Raw genomic sequence first — 20,162 nt, 5'->3', positions numbered from 1 at the left:
TACGACAATCCGCTGCAAAACGGAACGTATGGGATGCCGATCTTGGGTGCAACGATGTCGCCGTGACGAGGTGATGACGTGGCGCCGTGCTGTTCGACCGGGGCCGGTACTGTTCGGCGAATGAGCTCGCTTAATCTCGACGACTTCACCGATCTGATCGAGCGTCCGGACGGCGGGGTCCGCCGTGACGCCGAGGCGCGCCGGGAGCGGCAGATCGTGCCGCCAGGATCGCTGGGCCGCCTCGACGAACTGGGTGAGTGGCTGGCGGCGGCGCAGTCCGCCGTGCCGGTCCGGCCGGTCGAGCGGCCGCGGGTGGTGCTCTTCGCCGGTGACCACGGCGTCGCCGAGCTGGGTGTCTCGGCCCGGCCGGCGGGCGGCGCAGGGGAGTTGGTGCGCGAGGTGCTGGAGGGCGGCCGGCCGGTGTCGGTGCTGGCACGGCGTCTTGACGTGCCGGTGCGGATCGTCGACATGTCCCTGGACTGCGACCCGGAGACCCTGTCCGAGGCCGTCGTACGGCACCGGGTGCGGCGCGGCAGCGGGCGGATCGACGTCGAGGACGCGCTGACCCTCGAGGAGGCCGAGGCGGCGTTCCGGGCCGGGGTCGCGGTGGCCGACGAGGAGGCCGACTCGGGCACGGACCTGGTGGTGCTCGGCGATGTGAGCGTCGGCGGGACCACGGCGGCGGGCGTGCTGGTCGCGGCGCTGTGCGGGGTCGACGCGTCGGTCGTCACCGGGCGCGGCGGGCTGGCGATCGACGACCTGGCGTGGATGCGCAAGTGCGCGGCGATCCGGGACGCGCTGCGCCGGGCGCGGCCGGTGCTCGGGGACCAGTTGCAGCTGCTGGCGGCGGTGGGCGGGGCCGACCTCGCCGCGATGACGGGCTTCCTGCTGCAGAGCGCGGTGCGCAAGCTGCCGGTGGTGCTCGACGGGGTCGTGACGGCCGCGTGCGCACTGGTCGGGCAGCGGATCGCGTTCCGGGCGCCGGACTGGTGGCTGGCCGCGCACGACAGCGGGGAGCCCGGGCAGGCCAAGGCGCTGGACCGGATGGCCCTGGAGCCGCTGCTGACCCACGGGGTGACCGTCGGTGAGGGTGCGGGCGGTCTGCTGGCGCTGCCGCTCGTGCAGGCCGCGGCCGCGCTGGCGGCGGAGCTGCCGGAGAAGCCGAAGGAGTCCGAGGAACCGGCCGGGCCGGAGGTCTCCGAGGCGCCCGCCGAGCAATAGCACCCCGAGATCCAGGTCACTCCCGCCTGGCTCAACTTCGTCCCGTTCCGGTCGGTCTTGGCATGTGGTGTCGGTTTGACTGAGTCGCAGACACCCTCAGACATCGCCACGCACGGACGAGGACGACCGCCGGATGACCACGCTCGCCCGCTGGGCCCGCGCCGAATGGGGTGCGCTGTACGCCGCGGTGCGCGGGCCGCTGGCCGAGCGGCGGTGGCGGGCCGTGCCGATGGCGGTCGCGGCCGTGTGCCTCACGGCCGTGCTGCACTTCGCGCATCACCAGGCGTGGGGCCATCAGTTCGTGCAGAGCGTCGGCGGGGTGCGGGCCGCGGACCCGTTGTGGCCGGCGCTGCTGCGGACACCGCTGTCGCTGTTCGTGCCCGCGCTGGATCTGCCGGTGTGGGGCGCGCTCGCGCAGATCCTGCTGGTGTTCGGCATCGCGGAGCTGTGCCTGGGCCGGTGGCGGGCCCTCGCCATCGCCTATGTCGCCACGCTCGCGGGCACGCTGTACGCGCGCCTGGGCATCCGGCTCGGCCCGGACTCCCCGCTGGGTCTGCCGGCCTCGGACCGGTGGGTGGTGGACACCGGGCCGTCGGCGGCGGTGGTGGGGCTGGCCGTGTACCTCGGGTGGCGCTACCGCGCGTACGTCACGGCCTCGGCGGTGATCGTGGCGATGGTGGTCGAAGTGCTGCTGAAGGAGAACCTCGCGGGCAAGGAGCACCTCGCGGCGATCGTGGTGGTGCTGGCGCTGTGCGCGGTCGGCGAGCTGCGTCAGCGGCGTTCGAGGGAACGGGCCGGCTCGGGGTCCGGTGCGCCGCCGATCCAGTCCTGAAAAGTGCGCCGTGGGCCCACCCAGCGGCGGTCGTGATGGTAGGCGCGCAGGCCGGACTTGGCCCGGGCGCGGGGGCGGTTCCGGTAGAACCGCTTGGCCCACGGGGAGGTGGGGCGGGCCAGCCGTACGGCGCCGATCAGGGCGACGAGGGGGACGATCACGCCCAGGACGGCGATGCGGACCTTGCCCTTGAACAGGGCGATGAGGGCGAACGCGAAGTTCACGAGGACATTCGCGAGGACGACGGCGCGGTTCTGCTGCTGGTCCTCGTTGAGGTCGTTGACGCCCAGCGGCGAGAAGCCGATCAGGAGCAGGCCGACGAGGGAGGCGGTGAGGACGACCATCTCCACACTCTTGCGTCCGTCCGGGGTCCAGTAGACGTCGGCGAGGTGCAGGACCAGGGCGAACTCGTCCAGGACGAGGCCCGCGCCGATGCCGAAGATCACTGCGGCCAGCGCCGAGCCGAAGCCGTACTGGCCGCCGGCGACCGCGCCGAAGCCGCCGATGATCGTCAGGATGACGCCGGGGACCACGTGGTGGACGTGGACACCGCCGCTGCCGCTGATGTTACGGAAGGGGCCCTTGCCCGCCCGGATGAGCCGGGTGATGCCCCGGGTGATCAGGAAGGTCAGCACGAAGGAGACGAGAGCGAGAAGCAACGGCAGCTTGCCGGGTTCCATGATGTTCCGCTCGAACCATCCCATATGGGCACTTTATCCTCGGCCGCCGGGCCCGCTCTCCTGACCGGCCGGTAGCCTGCGCCGGTGCCCAGATCCTCGCCCCTCGACGGCCTCCGCTTCGCCTTCGGCACCCTCACGGTGATCCCGGTCCGGGTGACCCGGTGGGACAGAGAGGCCGCACGCGGCGGCATGCTGTGCGCTCCGCTGGCCGGGCTCGCGGTCGGTGCCGCCGCCGCCCTGCTCGGGCTGGTGCTGCTGTTCCTCGGGGCGGGCGCCCCGCTGGCCGCCGTGGCGAGTGTCGCCGTGCCGGCCGTCCTCACGCGGGGACTGCATCTCGACGGGCTCGCGGACACCGCCGACGGGCTGGGCAGCGGCAAGCCCGCCGAGGACGCGCTGCGGATCATGAAGCAGTCGGACATCGGGCCGTTCGGGGTCATCACCCTCGTTCTCACCCTGCTCGCGCAGATCGCCGCGCTCGCCCAGGCGTACGACGCCTCCTGGGCCCGGGGCGCCTGCGCCGCCGTCGTCTCCGCGACCCTCGCCCGGCTGGCACTGACCCTGGCGGCCCGCGCCGGGGTTCCGGCGGCGCGCCCGGAGGGGCTGGGAGCGGCGGTCGCGGGTGTGGTGCCGCCGCGGAGGGCGGTGGCCGCCGCCGTGGCCGTCGCCGTGGCCGCTACGGCGGCCGGTGCCCTCCTCGGGCCGTACGACATGGTCCGCAGCGTGCTCGCGGTCCTCCTCTCCCTGGCCGCCGCCGAGGCGCTGCTGCGTCACTGCACGCGCCGCTTCGGCGGGATCACGGGGGATGTCTTCGGCGGTCTGGCGGAGACGGCGGCCACCACCGCGCTGGTCGTTCTGTCACTGGGCTGAAACGATCTTTTCGTCCCTCTCCCCGCACGGGCCGCTCTCCCGCTAGCTTCCTGCCCCGACACACAAGTGATCGGGGGACGTTCATGCCCAAGCTGCGCCGTGCCATGGCCTGGCTCGTCGATTTCGCGCTGGTGGCGGCGCTGGCCTCGGCGCTCGCCGTGCTCACCTTCCACCGGGTCTCCGCGCTCGTCACCGACGTGCCCGAGCTGGCCGCCCGCGGCGGTTTCGACCTGCTGACCTCGCGCGGTGACGTGCTCGACGCCTCCCAGGACCTGGGTCTGACGCTGTGGGACAAGTCGGTGCTGTACGTCGAGCAGGCCTTCGGGCTGCTGGTGCTGACGGTGTTCCTCTACCAGTGGGCGTGCCTGGCCCTGGCCGGGCGCACGGTCGGCAAGGCGCTGGCCGGGCTGAAGGTCACCCCGAACCTCCCGCGCAGGGTCAGGGCGGCACGGCGGGCCGCGGTCACCACCGCCGCGGACGTCGCCGTGTACGCCGTGGCGTGCGTGCTGCTGGTCGAGGGCCAGGTCGTGCTGTCGGTGCTGGTGTGGGCGGTCGCGGTGGTGCTGTTCCTGCTGAACGCGCTGCCGGTCCTCTCCCCCGGCCGCCGGTCCCTCGCCGACCGGATCGCGGGCACGGCCGTCACCGGGATCGGGCTCAGCAGCCCCGTCGCCACGCCCCTAGTTCGTACTTCTTGAGCAGCGAACTGAGCTTCAGCCGACGGGAGTCGGCGCAGAAGCGGCCGGTGGGGACCTCGTACTCGACGTGGAAGACGGCCTTGCCGGCCTCGACGAACGGCTTGAGGGCCGCGCACTCGCCGTACTGGGCGCACTGCTCGTTGACCGCGAAGTCGAAGTCCCCGACCAGTTCGGGGATCTGGTCCAGGTCGTTCTTCAGGCCGACGGCCAGGCCCCGGTCGTGGGCCAGCCGGGCGATGAGCCGGTTGTAGCGCAACTGGTCGGTGGCCGTGAGCGGGAAGCCCGTGTCGTTGCGGTAGCCGTCCATGTTGTCCGGCTCCACCGCGTCGAAGCCCTTGTCGCGGCACATGTCCATCCGGGCCGCCATGAGCGGCTCCAGGACGTCGGTGCGGCGGATGTCGAGCCAACGCTCGCCCTTCCAGCCGTTGCCGCGGCCCAGCACGGCCTCGGGGAACTTCCGCGCGTCCGGGCGGAACTCCTCCCAGGCGCCGGTGGAGAGGTAGCAGATGACCTTGCGGTCCTCGCGGTGCAGCCGGGCGACCGTGTCCTCGGAGTGGTCGAAGCCGTCGATGTCGTAGACCGGCACGTCGACGGAGGTGTCCAGGCGCCCGCTGAGCTGCCACTGCCAGGCAGTGCCGGGCCGGGGCTGCCAACGGGGGCCGGGCTTGTCGTCGGGGGCCCGGGTGCAGCCCGCGAGCAGCAGGACGAGCAGGGCGGCGAGCAACAGCGGGCGTCTCACGGAAGGTTCTCCAAGGTGTACGGCAGGGTGCCCCAAGGATGATCTCCGGTGCCGGGCACCGCGCAGTACACCGCCGCGCCCCGCGCCCGGGCCAGGCCCTCCGGGTCGGCGCCGGGCGGCACGCCGTGGACGAGGTGGCACAGCCGTACGTCCGGGCCGCCGGGGCGGGGCTGCGGGGGCAGCGCGCGGTACGAGGCCCAGGTGCCCTCGAAGGTGACCAGGACGTCGGCGATGCGGGCGTAGCAGGGATGCGGTGCCGTGCCGTGGTTGAGGACGAGGGTGGCGCAGCCGACGCCCCAGGCCGCGACCGCCAGTCTCTGGTAGTGCTCGAACTCCTCGGGGCCGGACGGGACCTGGTCGAGGAAGGCGCCGTCGGTGCCGTACCAGTCGCGGTGCCGGGTGAGGTCGCGGACGACGTCCGTGGCGGCGCGGCGGCCGTAGTCGGTGTCGGCGTACCCGAGGACCCGCACTCCTGCGGCCCGCAGCCGGGCGGCGACCCCGGCGAACGCCGGGTCGGGGCGGTCGCCGGGGCCGCTGGCCGGGTTGAGGACGACCCCGTAGAGGCGGGGCGCCGCCGCGACGATCGCGTCCCACTCGGCGGGGCGGGCGGACGGGTGCTCGTAGTACGGGACCAGGAGAGTGCTCATCGGTGGGCGGTTGCCCTCCCCAGCAGGGCGCACACCAGGGCGGCCTGAACGGCGGCTGCCGTGCCGTACACGACCACTCCCGCCACGTGCGGATCGGCGGTGCGGGTGACGAGGAGCAGGGTCTGGACGAGGGCCGCGGCGCAGCACACCGCCGTCGCGCCGCTCACCACGCCGAACGACTGGAGCAGCAGGCCCGTCCACAGGACCACGCCCAGCAGGAGCAGCCCGGCCAGCCGGACCCCGCCCGGGACCGGGGCGTGCGGCCACAGCGCGGAGGCGGCGAGACCCAGGGCGAGGAGGGTGGCGAGATAGGCGGACAGGCACTGGAGGACCGTCAGGACCGTGGTCCGCCGGAAGGCCCGGGCGGTGCAACTGGAGCGCAGTCCGGCGAGGCTGTCACTGCGGAAGCGGTACAGCAGCCACTCGGCGGGGCCCATGCTGAGGGTGAGCGCCACGGCGGCGGGCGCGGCGACCGCACCCGCCGCCTCGCCGGCGAGAACGTCGCCGAGCGCCGCGTACAGCACGAGCACACCGGTGGCCAGCCCGAACAGGGCGTACGGCAGGGAGCCCGTGAGCCGTGGTGCGGCGGGGCGGCGGTGAGCGGGGAGGGTGCCGAACGCTCCGAAGGGGAGCAGGGCGACGAGGCCCGCGGTCCAGCCGTGTTCGTCCTTGAGTGCGGGTGCCACCTCGCGCAGGGCGAGCACGGCGACCGCCGCCAGGGAGGCCGGCAGCAGGGCCAGGCTCGCGCTCTCGGGCAGCGGGTCGACGAGGGACAGGACCGCGCCCGTCGCCATCGGTGCGAGGGCGGCCAGCAGGAGCCGTTCGCGGCCCATCACCAGCAGCACGGTCGCCGCGGCCAGATAGCAGGACTGCCCGGCGGCGAAGGCGACCACGGCCGGTGCTGCGCCCCCCGCGCACGACACGGCGACCAGGGAGCCGAGCAGCGCGCCCGCCGGGGCGCCGAGCAACAGGGCGCGCCGGGCGGCCATCCGGTCGCCGAGCCCCAGCCACGCGTACGCCCGGTGGGCGAGGCCCTGGTTCCAGGTCCAGCCGCACAGGGCGCCGGCGAGGAGCGGGACGGTGCCCGCGGGGAGTCCGAGGTCGCCGGGGCCGGTGAACAGGGGGGCGCCGAGGACGTAGGCAAGGCCGGGCAGCGCGAAGACGACGCCGCGCAGCAGGCAGCCGAGGAGGCCGATGCGCCAGGGGTCGGGGGCCGGGCCGTCGGGCTCGGGGTAGCGGCGTTCGACGCGTTCGTAGAGGGTCTCGGCGAGAGCGAAGGAGTTCTTCAGGCCGTACCGCTCGCGTATCTGGTCGTCGGAGAGGCCGTCGGACTCCAGCAGAGCGGCTATCTCGTCCGGGTGGACGGCCGCGGCTATGAAGTCCTCCAGGCGGTCGGCGAGTTCGTCCACCGGGTCGGGCCGGGCCCAGCTGGGGGTGCGCTGCCGGGGGATCCCGGGGAGGGTGTCCGGGCGGGAGCCCGGGGGCAGCCAGACGCTTCCGCTCACCAGCCGGCCCCGTCCGTCGCGACGGACGCGTACCAGGGGTCGCGCAGTTCCAGCGTCCAGTCGGCGACGGTCTCCAGGGTCGGCTCGTACACCTCGTCCTCGCCCGCGAGTTCCTTGTAGACGGTGCGGAAGGCGTCCACCGAGCGGCGCAGGGTGAACCGGTCGATGACCCGCTGGCGGGCCAACTCACCCAGTTCCGCACGCCGTTGAGTGTCCTTCAGCAGGGTCAGCGCGGCGGCGGCCATCTTCTCCGGCTCGCGCGGGGGCACCACCAGGCCGGTGTCGCCGACGGCCTCGCGCACGCCGCCGACATCCGTCGACACCGTCGTACGGCCGCAGGACATGGCCTCGATGATGGAGAACGGGAATCCCTCGGAGACCGACGACAGCATGACGAGGTGCCCGGCCGCGTAGGCGCGCCAGACCTCGGTGATACGGCCCTCGAAGGTCAGGCCGTCGGTGACACCCAGTTCGGCGGCGAGCTTCTCCAGCCGGGTGCGGTAGGCCTCGCCGCCGGGCGGGACCGGGCCGAACAGCCGGAGCCTGGTCTCCGGGAGCTCCGCGCGCACCATGGCGTAGGCGCGGATCAGGGTCTCCAGGTCCTTGATGGGGTCGATCCGGCCGCACCAGGACAGGGTCGGGATCTCGGGTTCGGGGCCGGCGTGCGGGAAGGCGGCCGGGTCGACGCCGTTGTAGACCGTGCGGATCTTGTCGGTGTCGGCGCCGCCGCGCTCCTCCCAGCGGCAGTTGTACTGGTTGCACGGCGTGATCAGGTCGGCGGCCCGGTAGCCGTAGGAGTTCAGCTCGCGGTAGAACCCGAGCATGAACGCCTTCACGGGCCAGCGCTGGGCGCCCTGGCGGTAGCCGAGGTAGCGCTCGCGCAGGTAGATGCCGTGCTCGGTGAGCAGGAACGGCACACCGTCCAGGTGGCGGGCGGCGAGCGCGGGCAGGGTCGCGAGGCCGCTGCTGACGGCGTGTGCCACGGAGTCCTCGGGTATGCGGACGCCCAGCGGGCGCAGCGCGTGCTCCAGCAGGTCGGTCGCGGTCAGCGCGTCGTGCACGGTGGGGCGGGCGGCGGCCGTCGGCAGATGGGGCATGGTCCAGATCCACATCAGCGACCGCAGCGCCGACTCGGTGCGCAGTGCGGCCGACAGTCCTCCGTCCCGGGCGAGTCCGGCCAGCTCGTTCAGGGAATCGCCGAAGTCGGCGTGCGAGCCGGGGTCCAGGAAGGAGAGCAGGAACCGCTCGTAGTTCTCGGTGAAGCGGCGGCGGGCCCTGCCGTAGGGGGGTCTGGTGCGGCCGGGGCGCGGACCCCAGGTGGGGACCGAGGTGTGTGCGTAGACGTTGGGCGGCAGTTCCCAGGTGACGGGTTCGCGGCCGTTGCCGGTGAGCGAGACGATGTGGAAGTCGACCTCGGGCATGCCCTTGACGAGCTGGTCGCACCAGGTGCTGACGCCGCCGTGGACGTGCGGGTAGGTGCCTTCCGTGAGCATGGTGACATGACGGCCTGTTCGCCTCATGCGGTGTTTCCCCCTGTGGTGCGGATGGTGTGCGGGGAACTGCTGCCGGATCCCGAGTGCGGGACCGTCGTGGCTGGTCGCGCAGTTCCCCGCGCCCCTGAAGTACGTACCTCTACGGCAGCTTCAGTGTGAGGGCCGACTGGAGTGCCGCGGGGGTCGTCCAGGCCGAGCGGGCTCCCGCGTACGGGGTGCCGAAGGCGGACGTCCCCAGCAGGAGTTGCTTCTTGGTGCCCTCCGGGGCGGTCACCGGGATCTGCGTGCCCGACGGGGCGGTGACCGTGACCGTGTCGCCGATGCGGTACGCCGTCACCCGGTTGTTCACCAGGGCGGTCTGCCAGGCGGCGCGGCGCTGCACCTCCGTGCCGATGGCGCTCTGCCGGGGGTTCTCCAGCGGGGTGCTGTCGGTGAACAGCGCCCGGTAGTCGGCGAGCACCTTCTCCATGACCGGGTAGAGCAGCCGGTCCTCGGCCAGGTTGGACTGGTGCGCGTAGTGCGGCCGGGGGTCGCCCGCGAGGACGTGCCCGAGGGCGGTGCGCGCCTCCTGCGGGACGATGTGCTCGGCGTAGCCCGTGGCCGGGTCGAGCGGCTCGTCGAGACACGTCGACGTCGGGTTGTCCTCGCAGACGCCGCTGCCGCCGTCGCCGCGTGAGGTGTAGACCCAGTTGTACTCGTCGGCCATCTCGGCCGCCGTGCCCACGTTGTAGTACACGTTCATCGGGTGGCGCGGGACGGTCAGGGCGTTGCCCACCGGGCGCTGCCCGGGCTCGCGGGAGTTGTCCGAGGCGATCCACTTGACGCCGGTGTCGGCGAGGGCGCCGGCCAGGCCGGGGTTGTCGTTCGGCTGCTGCGGCAGGGTCCTCAGGCCCGAGTGCTCACCGGTGACCAGCTCGGTGCGGTCGACGGGCAGGCCCTTGTCGACGGCCCAGTTGTGGTTGTCCCGGATCTGCGCGGCGATCTCGGCGCGGCTCATGTACCTGGTCGAGCCGTCGGCGTTCTTCGCGCAGCTCCACGGCACGGTGGAGGTGTCCTGCACGCAGCCGAGGAAGGGGTGCGTGTAGGTGTGGTTGACCCAGCGGTACTGCGCCTTGTCGGCGAGCAGCCGGTCGGTGAGCGCGTCGGTGCCGCCGTGCTCGGTCTTCCACTCCTCACCGGACCCGGCGTTGTAGACCATGTCCATGGTGAAGCCGTGCTCGCGCTGCCACCCGGCGGCGTAGGCGGCGTCGTCCGCGGTCATGCGGATCGGCGTGGTGCCCTCGCCGTCGCCGCCCGCGCAGTCGAAGTCGCCCGGGGTGCAGTCGCGCTCGGTGTCCCAGCGGCTGTCCGGGGCGAACACGTCGTCGACGTGCACGGCGAAGGAGTTGCGGGTCTGCCCCAGGTGCACGCCCTGGGTGAGCCACTCGACGATGCCGCGGGCCAGCAGCCGGAACTGCTGCTGACTGTTGTTGTAGGCGAAGGTCACCACGAGTTCGCGGCGGCCGTCGTGGGTGTACTCGCCGACGAGGCTGCCGCGGCCGGTGCCGCCGGGTACGGGGATGTCGACGTAGCTGGTGAAGCCGGTACGGGGCCGGGCGGCATAGCCGTAGCTCTCCTGCACGGCCGGGGCGTTGTCCTCGAAGCGGAACGCGCCGTCGAGGTAGCCGAACCAGCCCGCCTTCCCGGCCGCGGTGACGGCTGCCTCGCGCCCGTCGAGCGTGCCCGCCCAGCCACCCTCACTGGTGTAGTCGAGGCCGACCTCCGGGTGCGCCCAGGTGTAGGCGTCGACCTGCGGGATGCCGTACGTCCGCTCGTAGGCCTCCAGCACGGTCTGCTCGGCGGAGCCCGCGCCGAACGGCGCCTCGTTCGGCAGGACGACGCCCTGGTACTTGGCGCGGGGCCGGCCGTTCACGGTGTCGCTCAGGAACGACGCTGTGATCTTCGGCCGGCCGGAGTCGTTCAGGTCGATGGTGGTGTACGGGACGCCCGTGCTCTTCAGCTGGGCGGTGACGGCCTTCACGGGGCTGTCGCCGTTGTCCACCACCAGCACCTTCAGATCGATGCGTGGTTCCTCCGCGGCCGCCGCCCCGGGCGCTGTCACCCCGGCCGTGATCATGCCTGCCGCCGTCATCGCGGCGGCCGTGTTCCTCCATCTGCGCGCACGCTGCGCCATGATTCCTCCCCCAGAAGATCCCAGGAATCCTCTTGCGGTCGAACAGAGGAGGATCCGTGGAAATCATGCAAAGCGGCGAGCAGGACGCTCACCGGATCGCGACGAGTGTGACTCAGTTCACCGACATGAAGGATCAAGAAGTGGCCACTACGCCACGGACAGGTGAACGCCCGCATGAACGAGCGAACCGGACCACGCGCGTAGTCTCGTCGTCGAGTGTTCGCCGCGCCGGGGAAGGCCCCGTGAGATGCGGACCCCGAGGTCGGAATAGGGTCGGCCGACCGGCCCTTGGGGTCGGCTGTCGGGCCCGGTCGACCCACACCGTTCGACCACAGCAACTTCACATCGGAAGCGAGATTTCACCACCGTGACTGCTCTCACTCTCAGCACCGCCGCGGCGCCCGGTCTGCGGGCCGACGCGATCGTGATCGGTGTCGCCAAGGGTGCCAAGGGGCCGGTCGTCGCACCGGGCGCCGAGGCCGTGGACAAGGCGTACGACGGCAGGCTCGCCGGCGTTCTGGAGACCCTCGGCGCCTCCGGCGGCGAGGGCGAGGCGACGAAGCTGCCGGCACCGTCCGGCTTCAAGGCACCGCTCGTCCTGGCGGTCGGCCTGGGCGCGGTCCCGGAGAAGGACGCCGAGTACGGCACCGAGGCCCTGCGCAAGGCCGCCGGTGTCGCCGCCCGCGCCCTGGCCGGGTCCAAGAAGGCCGCCTTCGCACTGCCCCTGAGCGACGCCGCCGACGCCGGCGCGATCGGGGAGGGCGCGCTGCTCGGCGCGTACTCCTTCGACACCTACAAGGACAACGGCACGGACGCCAGGACGAAGAACGGCAAGGCCCCCCTCGCCGAGATCGTCCTGCTCGGCGGCAAGCCCCGCGACAAGGCGTACAAGGCCGCGGTCGAGCGTGCCGCCGCCGTGTCCGAGGAGCTCAACCGCGCCCGCGACCTGGTCAACACCCCGCCGAACGACCTGAACCCCGAGTCGTTCGCCGCGATCGCCCAGGCCGCGGCCAAGGAGCACGGCATCAAGGTGCAGGTGCTCGACGAGAAGGCCCTGGCCAAGGGCGGCTACGGCGGCATCCTCGGCGTCGGCGCCGGCTCGGCGGCGGGACCGCGCCTGGTGAAGCTGTCGTACACCTCCTCGAAGGCGAAGAAGCACCTCGCCTTCGTCGGCAAGGGCATCACCTACGACTCGGGCGGCATCTCGCTGAAGCCGGCCGGTCACAACGAGACGATGAAGTGCGACATGAGCGGCGCGGCCTCGGTGTTCGCCGCGGTCGTCGCCGCCGCGCGCCTCGGCCTGGAGGTCAACGTCACCGGCTGGCTCGCCCTGGCCGAGAACATGCCCTCCGGGTCCGCGACCCGTCCGGGTGACGTGCTGCGGATGTACAGCGGCAAGACGGTGGAGGTGCTCAACACCGACGCCGAGGGCCGGCTGGTGCTGGCGGACGCGCTGTGGGCGGCGTCGCAGGAGAAGCCGGACGCGATCGTGGACGTGGCGACGCTGACCGGGGCGATGGTGATGGCGCTGGGCAACCGGACGTTCGGGATCATGGGCAACGACGACGCGTTCCGCGCCGCGCTGTGCGAGGTCGCCGAGGAGGTCGGGGAGCCGGCGTGGCCGATGCCGCTGCCGGAGCACCTGCGCAAGGGGATGGACTCGGCCACGGCCGACATCGCGAACATGGGTGAGCGGATGGGCGGCGGGCTGGTCGCCGGTCTGTTCCTGCGCGAGTTCGTGGGCGAGGGCGTCACCTGGGCGCACCTGGACATCGCCGGGCCGGCCTTCAACGAGGGCGGGCCGTTCGGCTACACGCCGAAGGGCGGCACGGGCAGCGGTGTGCGGACGCTGGTGCGGCTGGCCGAGCTGACCGCCGCGGGCGACCTCGGCTGAGTTCGCCTCTCGGCCCGGTCTCGCAGGTTGTGTGGCGAGTGCGGGGGCGTGGGGGTTGTTCGCGCAGTTCCCCGCGCCCCTTCGGGCGCGCGCCCCTTCGGGGCGCTCCTTCCGAGGCGGCTCATCTGAACGTGGGGCGTCTCACACCGCAGCCCGGCGTCTCCTTGTGTGCTGACAAGTGCGAAGATGGGGCTCGGCAGGACAGGGCCCCACCGAAGGGCCGAAGAACGAGCGGCCGGACACCAGCCGCCTGCCGGTCATCGAAGACCGGCTCACGGCGCACATGCATGGAGGACGTGACGTGGCGAACGACGCCAGCACCGTTTTCGACCTAGTGATCCTCGGCGGTGGCAGCGGTGGTTACGCCGCGGCCCTGCGCGGGGCGCAGCTGGGCCTGGACGTCGCCCTGATCGAGAAGGACAAGGTCGGCGGCACCTGCCTGCACCGGGGATGCATCCCCACCAAGGCCCTGCTGCACGCGGGCGAGATCGCCGACCAGGCCCGCGAAAGCGAGCAGTTCGGTGTGAAGGCCTCCTTCGAGGGCATCGACATCGCCGGGGTCCACAAGTACAAGGACGGTGTGGTCGCCGGCCTGTACAAGGGCCTGCAGGGCCTGGTCGCCTCCCGGAAGGTGACGTACATCGAGGGTGAGGGCCGGCTGTCCTCCCCCACGTCCGTCGACGTGAACGGCCGCCGCGTCGAGGGCCGCCACATCCTGCTCGCGACCGGCTCCGTGCCGAAGTCGCTGCCCGGCCTGGACATCGACGGCAACCGGATCATCTCCTCCGACCACGCCCTCGTCCTGGACCGTGTGCCCAAGTCCGCGATCATCCTGGGCGGCGGCGTCATCGGCGTCGAGTTCGCCTCCGCGTGGAAGTCCTTCGGCACCGAGGTCACGATCGTCGAGGGCCTGAAGCACCTCGTCCCGGTCGAGGACGAGAACTCCTCCAAGCTCCTGGAGCGCGCGTTCCGCAAGCGCGGCATCAAGTTCAACCTGGGCACCTTCTTCGAGAAGGCCGAGTACACCCAGGACGGCGTCAAGGTCACCCTCGCCGACGGCAAGGAGTTCGAGGCCGAGGTCCTGCTGGTCGCCATCGGCCGCGGCCCGGTCTCCCAGGGCCTGGGCTACGAGGAGCAGGGCGTCGCCATGGACCGCGGCTACGTCCTGGTCGACGAGTACATGCGCACGAACGTGCCGACCGTCTCCGCGGTCGGCGACCTCGTCCCGACCCTCCAGCTCGCGCACGTCGGTTTCGCCGAGGGCATCCTGGTGGCGGAGCGCCTGGCCGGTCTGAAGACCGTCCCGATCGACTACGACGGTGTCCCGCGGGTGACGTACTGCCACCCGGAGGTCGCCTCCGTGGGTATCACCGAGGCCAAGGCCAAGGAGATCTACGGCGCGGACAAGGTCGTCGCTCTGAAGTACAACCTCGCGGGCAACGGCAGGAGCAAGATCCTGAACACCGCGGGCGAGATCAAGCTCGTCCAGGTCAAGGACGGTGCCGTCGTCGGCGTCCACATGGTCGGCGACCGCATGGGCGAGCAGGTCGGCGAAGCCCAGCTGATCTACAACTGGGAGGCGCTGCCCGCCGAGGTCGCGCAGCTCATCCACGCCCACCCGACCCAGAGCGAGGCGCTCGGCGAGGCCCACCTGGCCCTGGCCGGCAAGCCGCTGCACGCGCACGACTGACCCCTCGGTCGACGAACGCGACGACACAGACTTCCGCACTTTCCGTAAGGAGCAACCGAAACCATGGCGGTTTCCGTAACCCTTCCGGCGCTCGGCGAGAGCGTCACCGAGGGCACCGTCACCCGTTGGCTGAAGGCCGAGGGTGAGCGCGTCGAGGCCGACGAGCCGCTGCTCGAGGTCTCGACCGACAAGGTCGACACCGAGATCCCCTCCCCCGCCTCCGGCGTGCTGTCCTCCATCAAGGTCGCCGAGGACGAGACGGTCGAGGTCGGCGCCGAGCTGGCCCTGATCGACGACGGCAGCGGCGCGCCCGCCGCCGAGCAGGCCCCGCAGGCCGAGCAGGTCGCCGAGCCCGCTCCCGAGCCGGCCCCGGCCGCCCCGTCCACCGAGCAGGCCGCCCCGGCGCCCGCTCCCACCGCCGACGCCGCTGCCGGCGGCGGCTCCGCCGAGGGCACGGACGTCGTCCTGCCCGCGCTCGGCGAGTCCGTCACCGAGGGCACCGTCACCCGCTGGCTGAAGTCGGTCGGTGACAGCGTCGAGGCCGACGAGCCGCTGCTCGAGGTCTCCACCGACAAGGTCGACACCGAGATTCCGGCGCCCACTTCGGGCACCCTGCTGGAGATCGTGGTCGGCGAGGACGAGACCGCCGAGGTCGGCGCCAAGCTCGCCGTCATCGGCGAGGCGGGTGCCGCTCCGGCCGCCGCCCCCGCGCAGGAGGCCCCGGCGCAGCCCGAGCCCGCCCCGGCCCCGGCGCCGCAGCAGGCCGCCCCGGCCCAGCAGGCTCCGGCCGCTCCGGCCGCTCCGGCTCCGCAGGCTCCGTCGGCCCCGGCTCCGCAGCAGCAGACCGCCCCGGCTCCCGACCCGGTCCCGGCCGCTCCGGCGCCCGCCCCGGCTCCGGCCCAGGCCCCCGCTGCTCCGGCCGCCGCCAAGCCGGCCGACGACGGCGCCTACGTCACCCCGCTGGTGCGCAAGCTCGCCGCCGAGAACGGCGTCGACCTGGCCGGCGTCAAGGGCACCGGCGTCGGTGGCCGGATCCGCAAGCAGGACGTCGTCGCCGCCGCCGAGGCCGCGAAGACCGCCGCCGCTGCTCCGGCTCCGGCCGCTGCCCCGGCTGCCGCGAAGAAGGCCCCGGCGCTGGAGGCGTCCCCGCTGCGCGGCCAGACCATCAAGATGCCGCGGATCCGCAAGGTCATCGGCGACAACATGGTCAAGGCCCTGCACGAGCAGGCCCAGCTGTCGTCGGTCGTCGAGGTCGACGTCACGCGTCTGATGAAGCTGCGCGCCCGTGCCAAGGACGCGTTCGCGTCGCGTGAGGGCGTCAAGCTCTCCCCGATGCCGTTCTTCGTCAAGGCCGCGGCCCAGGCACTGAAGGCGCACGCGCCGATCAACGCCAAGATCAACGAGGCCGAGGGGACCATCACCTACTTCGACACCGAGAACATCGGTATCGCGGTGGACTCCGAGAAGGGCCTGATGACCCCGGTCATCAAGAACGCCGGTGACCTCAACCTCGCCGGTATCGCCAAGGCCACGGCCGAGCTGGCGGGCAAGGTCCGCGCCAACAAGATCACCCCGGACGAGCTGTCCGGCGCGACCTTCACCATCTCCAACACCGGCTCGCGCGGCGCGCTCTTCGACACGATCATCGTGCCGCCGGGCCAGGTCGCGATCCTCGGCATCGGCGCGACGGTCAAGCGTCCCGCCGTCATCGAGACGGAGGAGGGCACGGCCATCGGCGTCCGCGACATGACGTACCTGACCCTGTCCTACGACCACCGCCTGGTGGACGGCGCCGACGCCGCCCGTTACCTGACGGCGGTCAAGGCCATCCTGGAGGCGGGCGAGTTCGAGGTCGAGCTCGGCCTCTGACCTTCAGGTCCACGGCTGATCGGTGCCCCGTCCGGATCTTCCGGGCGGGGCACCGTCGTACCCCGGGGGCGCGGGGAACTGCGCGATCGAGCACCGGCGGCCCGCGGCCGCCCGCAGACCGTCCGGTCCGAGCTCGCATGCGCCGCAACCACCGTGTGCGCCTCGTCTCACCTGCGCGACAGCGCTCACGTCGGCCCCACCCGCGGCGCGAACCGGCCGTATTGTCTAAACGTCAATCCCGCGTAAGGAGCCCTCATGACCGCGCCCGTCATCCACTCGCTCCGCGAGCAGATCCGCGAGCACATCCTGGAGGGGATCATCAGCGGACGCTGGCAGCCGGGCGAGCGGATCGTGGAGCGCCGGATCGCCACCGAGCTGGAGGTCAGCCAGACCCCGGTCCGCGAGGCCCTGCGCGAGCTGGAGTCCCTGCGCCTGATCGAGTCCGCTCCGAACAAGGGCGTGCGCGTCCGCAACCTCACGGCCGCCGACCTGGAGGAGAGCTACCCGGTCCGGGCCGGCCTGGAGGCCATCGCCGCGGAGCTGGCCGCGCAGGGCCTCTCGGAGGACTGCTCGGCACTGGAACCCCATGTCAGCGCCCTGTACGAGGCCGACCGCGTCTCCGACGGCACGGCCCAGGTCCGCCACACCGTGGCCTTCCACCGCGAACTGGTGCGCGCCGCGGGCAACTCGGTCCTGCTGCACACCTGGGAGGGCCTCGGCATCGAGGTGTTCACGGCCCTGTCGATCCGCTGGCTGGGCACCCAGCAGCAGTCGTACGCGGAGGAGCACGAGGAGCTCGTCGCCGCGTTCAAGCGCCGCGATCCCCGTATCGCCGAACTGGTGAAGGCTCACGTCCTGGGCTGCGCACCCCGGGCGTGACACCCGAGCGCACCCTCGCTCAAACAGCTCCGACCTGCGAAAATCGTTCGAAAGTCGGTCACCGCGTGCCACTGTTGGAGGCACCCCGTGCCTATTTTCTCGTGATCAAGAGGTTTTGCCCCTCAACCCTTTGATCGATCATCGATCAGCGAGTTACAGTCGCCGACGGGCTTTCACCCGAGCCCCGCGCCCTGTCCTGCCAAAGACAAAGGGCACCCCCGATCCCGTATGTGAGGGAACCCCCTTCGACTGAGGAAGGCGGCGACATGACCGACCCCAACGCCATCCAGCCGAGCGAGCTCGACCAGCTCCACGACCGGGACCCGGAGGAGACCGCCGAATGGCAGGCCTCCCTGGACGCGGTCACCCAGGCTGCCGGGCCGCACCGTGCCGCATACCTGATGCGCCGCACGCTGGAGCGCGCAGAGGGCGCCGGCATCGCGCTGCCGAAGCTCCTCGAGACCGACTACGTCAACTCCATCCCCACCGCCGCCGAGCCCGCCGTGCCCGGCGACGAGGCGATGGAGCAGCGGATCACCGCGTGGAACCGCTGGAACGCGGCCGCGATGGTGACCCGGGGCAGCAAATACGGCGTGGGCGGCCACATCGCCACCTTCGCCTCCGCCGCCTGGCTGTACGAGACCGGCTTCAACCACTTCTTCAAGGGCAAAGAGGCCGACGGCTCCGGCGACCAGCTCTACATCCAGGGCCACGCCTCCCCCGGCATCTACGCACGCGCGTTCCTCGACGGCCGTCTGAACGAGGAGCAGCTCGACAACTTCCGCCGCGAGTCGGGCGGCAACGGCCTGCCCTCCTACCCGCACCCGCGCCGCCTGCCCTGGCTGTGGGAGTTCCCGACCGTCTCCATGGGTCTGGGCCCGCTCTCCGCCATCTACCAGGCGCGCTTCAACCGCTATCTCACCAACCGCGGCATCAAGGACACCTCCGCGTCGCACGTGTGGGCGTTCCTCGGCGACGGCGAGATGGACGAGCCCGAGTCGACGGCGGCACTGGCGCTCGCGGCCCGTGAGGAGCTCGACAACCTCACGTTCGTCATCAACTGCAACCTGCAGCGCCTGGACGGCCCGGTCCGCGCCAACTTCAAGATCGTGCAGGAGCTGGAGGCCCAGTTCCGCGGCGCCGGCTGGAACGTGATCAAGACGCTGTGGGGCACGGCCTGGGACGAGCTGTTCCAGCTCGACACCACCGGCGCGCTCGTACGCCGGCTGCGTCAGGTACCGGACGCGCAGATCCAGACGTACCAGACCCGCGACGCGGCCTACATCCGCCAGGACTTCTTCGGCGGCGACCCGGCGCTGGTGGAGATGGCGAAGCTGCTGAGCGACGACAAGATCCTCGAGTGTTTCCACCTCTCGCGCGGTGGTCACGAGGCCCGCAAGGTGTACGCCGCGTACCGGGCGGCCGTCGAGCACCAGGGCGCGCCGACCGTGATCCTGGCGCAGACGGTCAAGGGCCACACCCTCGGTGAGGGCTTCGCGTCGAAGAACGCCAACCACCAGATGAAGAAGCTGACGGTGGACGAGTTCAAGAACATGCGCGACCTGCTCGAGCTGCCGATCAAGGACAGCGACTTCGTCGACGGCGTGGTGCCCTACGGCCACCCGGGCGCCGACTCCCCCGAGGTCCGCTACCTCCAGGAGCGGCGTGCCGCCCTCGGCGGTCCGGCCCCGGCCCGCCGGGCCCACCCGGTCGCGCCGCTGCCCGCCCCGGCGGAGAAGGCGTTCGCGTCCTTCGACAAGGGCTCGGGTTCGCAGAACGTGGCGACGACGATGGCGTTCGTCCGCCTGGTCAAGGACCTGGTCCGCGACAAGGAGACCGGCAAGCGCTGGGTGCCGATCGTCCCGGACGAGGCGCGCACCTTCGGCATGGAGTCGCTGTTCCCCTCGCTCGGCATCTACTCGCCGAAGGGCCAGACGTACGAGCCGGTCGACCGCGACCAGCTGATGTACTACAAGGAAGCCAAGAACGGCCAGATCCTCAACGAGGGGATCACCGAGGCCGGTTCGATGGCCGACTTCATCGCCGCTTCGACGTCGTACGCGACGCACGGCGAGACGATGATCCCGTTCTACATCTTCTACTCGATGTTCGGCTGGCAGCGCACGGCCGACCAGATGTGGCAGCTCGGCGACCAGCTCGGCCGCGGCTTCCTCGTCGGCGCCACGGCCGGCCGTACGACGCTGACCGGCGAGGGCCTGCAGCACGCCGACGGCCACTCCCCCGTGATCGCGGCGACGAACCCGGCGGCGCTCTCGTACGACCCGGCGTTCGCCTACGAGGTCGCGGCCATCGTCAAGGATGGCCTGCGCCGGATGTACGGCGAGGCGGCCCCGGGCGAGGACCAGGACGTCTTCTACTACCTGACCGTCTACAACGAGCCGCTGCCGCAGCCCGCGAAGCCGTCCGTCGCCGGTGTCGACGAGGGCATCGTGAAGGGCCTGTACCGCTTCAACACGGCGGAGTCCGCGGGCATCACGCCCCCGGCCAACGCCCCGCGGATCCAGCTGCTCGGCTCCGGTACGGCGATCCACTGGGCGCTGAAGGCGCAAGCGCTGCTCGCCGAGGAGTGGGGCGTGGCGGCCGACGTGTGGTCGGCGACCTCGTGGAGCGAGCTGCGCCGGGACGCCCTGGAGGCGGACGAGGCGCTGCTGCGCGGCGAGGAGCGGGTGCCGTTCGTGCGGCAGGCGCTCCAGGGCGCCGAGGGCCCGGTGCTGGCGGTCTCCGACTACATGCGCCAGGTCCCGGACCAGATCGCGCAGTGGGTCGAGCAGGACTGGTCCTCGCTGGGCGCCGACGGCTTCGGCCTCTCGGACACCCGTGAGGCGGCCCGCCGCCACTTCGGTGTCGACGCCGAGTCGATCGTGGTCGCGGCCCTGGCCCAGCTCGCCAAGCGCGGCGAGGTCCAGGCGACGGCCGTGAAGGAAGCGCGCGCGAAGTACGGTCTGTGAGCACGGACC

General features: G+C 72.0%; 15 protein-coding genes. 9 read left to right on the top strand and 6 right to left on the bottom strand.

What is annotated here, in order from left to right; genetic code table 11:
* Positions 1–120: 120 nt before the first annotated feature.
* Together cobT and IO24_RS45920 are read left to right on the top strand one after the other, a co-directional pair.
* The gene (gene cobT / locus IO24_RS0103865) at positions 121–1,221 is read left to right on the top strand and encodes a nicotinate-nucleotide--dimethylbenzimidazole phosphoribosyltransferase (protein WP_031131806.1); all 1,101 of its coding nucleotides are present in this window, start codon (positions 121–123) and stop codon (positions 1,219–1,221) included.
* A gap of 133 nt (positions 1,222–1,354) precedes the next feature.
* On the top strand, positions 1,355–2,053 hold the full coding sequence (locus tag IO24_RS45920) for a hypothetical protein (RefSeq protein WP_031131804.1): 699 nt from the start codon (positions 1,355–1,357) through the stop codon (positions 2,051–2,053).
* Here IO24_RS45920 and IO24_RS0103855 read toward each other — a convergent pair.
* A complete protein-coding gene (locus tag IO24_RS0103855; protein WP_031131802.1) occupies positions 1,993–2,757 on the bottom strand; it encodes a hypothetical protein in 765 nt (254 codons plus the stop codon). The genes IO24_RS45920 and IO24_RS0103855 overlap by 61 nt on opposite strands.
* 60 nt (positions 2,758–2,817) lie before the next feature.
* Between IO24_RS0103855 and IO24_RS0103850 the strand changes: the two genes are divergently transcribed.
* Both IO24_RS0103850 and IO24_RS0103845 read left to right on the top strand, forming a co-directional pair.
* Complete coding sequence (locus tag IO24_RS0103850; protein ID WP_031131800.1) at positions 2,818–3,600, top strand: adenosylcobinamide-GDP ribazoletransferase; 783 nt, start codon at positions 2,818–2,820, stop codon at positions 3,598–3,600.
* A gap of 83 nt (positions 3,601–3,683) precedes the next feature.
* Positions 3,684–4,295, top strand: coding sequence for an RDD family protein (locus IO24_RS0103845; protein WP_234335193.1), 612 nt, complete (start codon positions 3,684–3,686; stop codon positions 4,293–4,295).
* On the opposite strand, the gene IO24_RS0103840 is transcribed toward IO24_RS0103845, so the two are convergent.
* The 5 genes from IO24_RS0103840 to IO24_RS0103820 all read right to left on the bottom strand — a co-directional run bounded on the left by IO24_RS0103840 (position 4,255) and on the right by IO24_RS0103820 (position 10,852).
* The gene (locus IO24_RS0103840; RefSeq protein ID WP_031131798.1) at positions 4,255–5,034 is read right to left on the bottom strand and encodes an endo alpha-1,4 polygalactosaminidase; all 780 of its coding nucleotides are present in this window, start codon (positions 5,032–5,034) and stop codon (positions 4,255–4,257) included. The two genes, IO24_RS0103845 and IO24_RS0103840, sit on opposite strands and share 41 nt — an antisense overlap.
* Positions 5,031–5,681: a spherulation-specific family 4 protein gene (locus IO24_RS0103835; RefSeq protein ID WP_031131796.1), complete on the bottom strand. Its 651-nt coding sequence runs from the start codon at positions 5,679–5,681 to the stop codon at positions 5,031–5,033. Before IO24_RS0103835 ends, IO24_RS0103840 begins: the two co-directional genes overlap by 4 nt.
* A complete protein-coding gene (locus tag IO24_RS0103830; protein WP_031131793.1) occupies positions 5,678–7,186 on the bottom strand; it encodes a hypothetical protein in 1,509 nt (502 codons plus the stop codon). Before IO24_RS0103830 ends, IO24_RS0103835 begins: the two co-directional genes overlap by 4 nt.
* Positions 7,183–8,706, bottom strand: coding sequence for a GT4 family glycosyltransferase PelF (gene pelF / locus IO24_RS0103825; protein ID WP_031131789.1), 1,524 nt, complete (start codon positions 8,704–8,706; stop codon positions 7,183–7,185). Before pelF ends, IO24_RS0103830 begins: the two co-directional genes overlap by 4 nt.
* Positions 8,707–8,818: 112 nt before the next feature.
* Positions 8,819–10,852, bottom strand: coding sequence for a hypothetical protein (locus IO24_RS0103820; RefSeq protein WP_045296029.1), 2,034 nt, complete (start codon positions 10,850–10,852; stop codon positions 8,819–8,821).
* A gap of 367 nt (positions 10,853–11,219) precedes the next feature.
* Here IO24_RS0103820 and IO24_RS0103815 point away from each other — a divergent pair, with 367 nt between their 5' ends.
* The 5 genes from IO24_RS0103815 (at position 11,220) to aceE (ending at position 20,153) form a co-directional block, all read left to right on the top strand.
* Positions 11,220–12,746 carry a leucyl aminopeptidase gene (locus IO24_RS0103815; protein ID WP_031131785.1) on the top strand — a complete coding sequence of 509 codons (1,527 nt, stop codon included), beginning with the start codon at positions 11,220–11,222 and terminating at the stop codon, positions 12,744–12,746.
* Between the two features lie 301 nt (positions 12,747–13,047).
* Positions 13,048–14,436, top strand: coding sequence for a dihydrolipoyl dehydrogenase (gene lpdA / locus IO24_RS0103810; RefSeq protein WP_031131782.1), 1,389 nt, complete (start codon positions 13,048–13,050; stop codon positions 14,434–14,436).
* A 63-nt stretch (positions 14,437–14,499) separates the two neighbouring features.
* Positions 14,500–16,305, top strand: a complete 1,806-nt coding sequence (gene sucB, locus IO24_RS0103805) for a 2-oxoglutarate dehydrogenase, E2 component, dihydrolipoamide succinyltransferase (protein ID WP_031131779.1) — start codon at positions 14,500–14,502, stop codon at positions 16,303–16,305.
* A gap of 255 nt (positions 16,306–16,560) precedes the next feature.
* Positions 16,561–17,184, top strand: coding sequence for a GntR family transcriptional regulator (locus IO24_RS0103800; protein WP_031131778.1), 624 nt, complete (start codon positions 16,561–16,563; stop codon positions 17,182–17,184).
* A gap of 266 nt (positions 17,185–17,450) precedes the next feature.
* The gene (aceE, locus tag IO24_RS0103795; RefSeq protein ID WP_031131776.1) at positions 17,451–20,153 is read left to right on the top strand and encodes a pyruvate dehydrogenase (acetyl-transferring), homodimeric type; all 2,703 of its coding nucleotides are present in this window, start codon (positions 17,451–17,453) and stop codon (positions 20,151–20,153) included.
* Positions 20,154–20,162: the final 9 nt, after the last annotated feature.

Source organism: Streptomyces flavovariabilis (assembly GCF_000725785.1).
Classification (GTDB): Bacteria; Actinomycetota; Actinomycetes; order Streptomycetales; family Streptomycetaceae; genus Streptomyces; species Streptomyces hawaiiensis.
The sequence above is the reverse complement of the archived record's forward strand: the minus strand, read 5'-3'. Positions and strand labels throughout refer to the sequence as shown.